Origin of the sequence: Mycobacterium sp. pUA109, assembly GCF_041287095.1 — a bacterium.
In the GTDB taxonomy this organism is placed as follows: domain Bacteria; phylum Actinomycetota; class Actinomycetes; order Mycobacteriales; family Mycobacteriaceae; genus Mycobacterium.
This window is the reverse complement of the sequence record NZ_JBGGKS010000055.1, coordinates 1-1,248: the sequence shown is the minus strand read 5'-3', so window position 1 is coordinate 1,248 and position 1,248 is coordinate 1. Positions and strand designations below refer to the sequence as shown.

1 protein-coding gene is annotated in these 1,248 nt (G+C 65.4%); it reads right to left on the bottom strand.

The window, feature by feature from the left end:
• Window positions 1-30 precede the first annotated feature (30 nt).
• A protein-coding gene (locus tag ACAG26_RS27630; protein WP_370486264.1) for an IS3 family transposase occupies window positions 31-1,169 on the bottom strand; the annotation gives its coding sequence in 2 pieces (ribosomal slippage) (window positions 31-899 and window positions 899-1,169; 1,140 coding nt in all).
• Window positions 1,170-1,248: the final 79 nt, after the last annotated feature.

The window sequence follows — 1,248 nt, the reverse complement described above, 5'->3', positions numbered from 1 at the left end:
CTGAGGGGGACCCGTTTGGTGGTCCAGTCGTTATGCGGCTTGGGGTTGGTGGGTCGTGGTCCACTGTAGGGCGAATTCGGTTGGGGTGAGTTCGCCGTGGGCGGAGTGGGGTCGGTTGGCGTTGTAGTCGGCCCGCCAGTCTTCGATGATGACCCGGGCTTCCAGCAGGGAGTCGAAGCGCCACGAGTTGAGCAGCTCATCGCGCAGGCGGCCGTTGAACGACTCGATCCAGGCGTTCTGCCACGGCGAGCCGGGGTCGATGAACAACGAGCCGGTGCCGTTGAACCGGCACCAGTCATTGACGGCGTGGGCGATGAATTCGGGGCCGTTGTCGAAGCGCACGTAGACCGGTGCTCCGCGTTGGACGGCGAGGCGGTCCAAGACATCGACGACGCCGTCGGCGTCGATGGATCGGTTGACCTCAATGGCGAGGGCTTCGCGGGTGAACTCGTCGATCACGTTGAGCATCTTCAACCTGCGGCCGTCGGCGGTGGTGTCGAACTGGAAGTCCATCGCCCAGATCACGTTCGGGCGGATCGGCGACATCGCCCCAACAGCGACACCGATACCGGTCAAACGTTTCTTCTTGCGGCGCTGCGGAACCCGCAGGCCCTCGTCACGCCACAGTCGGCGGATGCGCTTGTTGTTGGCCGACCAGCCGGCTCGCCGCGCCATCTTGGCGGCCCGCCGCCACCCCCAGCGGGGCCGGTCGGTGGCAAACCGGCGCAGCCATGCCCGCAGTTCGGCTTCCTCCGTGGTGACCGGCGGCGGCGTCAGGCGCATCGTGGAACGGTGGATGCCCACCACCGCGCACGCCCGCCGTTGCGATACCCCGAACCGCTCACGCAGCACCTCAACGGCACGGCGCTTGCGGTTCGGGGTCAGAAGTTTCCCTCCGAGATCTCCTTGAGCATGTCGATGTCGAGGGCCTGGTTGGCGACCATTTTCTTCAGGCGGGCGTTTTCGGCTTCGAGTTCCTTGAGCCGTTTGGCGTCGTTGGCCTTCATGCCGCCGTACTGGGCGACCCAGCGATGCCAGGTCGACTCGGCGACCTCCAGATGCCGACACACCTCGGCCAGTTCCTGGCCGGCCGCGAGCAGCTTGTTGCCCTCGGCGAGCTTGCGGATGATCTGATCCGGCGTGTGCCGCCGGCGCTTGTTCGATGCCATGTTGTTGTCGATTCTTCCTGCCCAAACCTCGGGCATCAGAGTCGCACAACACCTGGACCACTACGAAGGGCTCACCTCA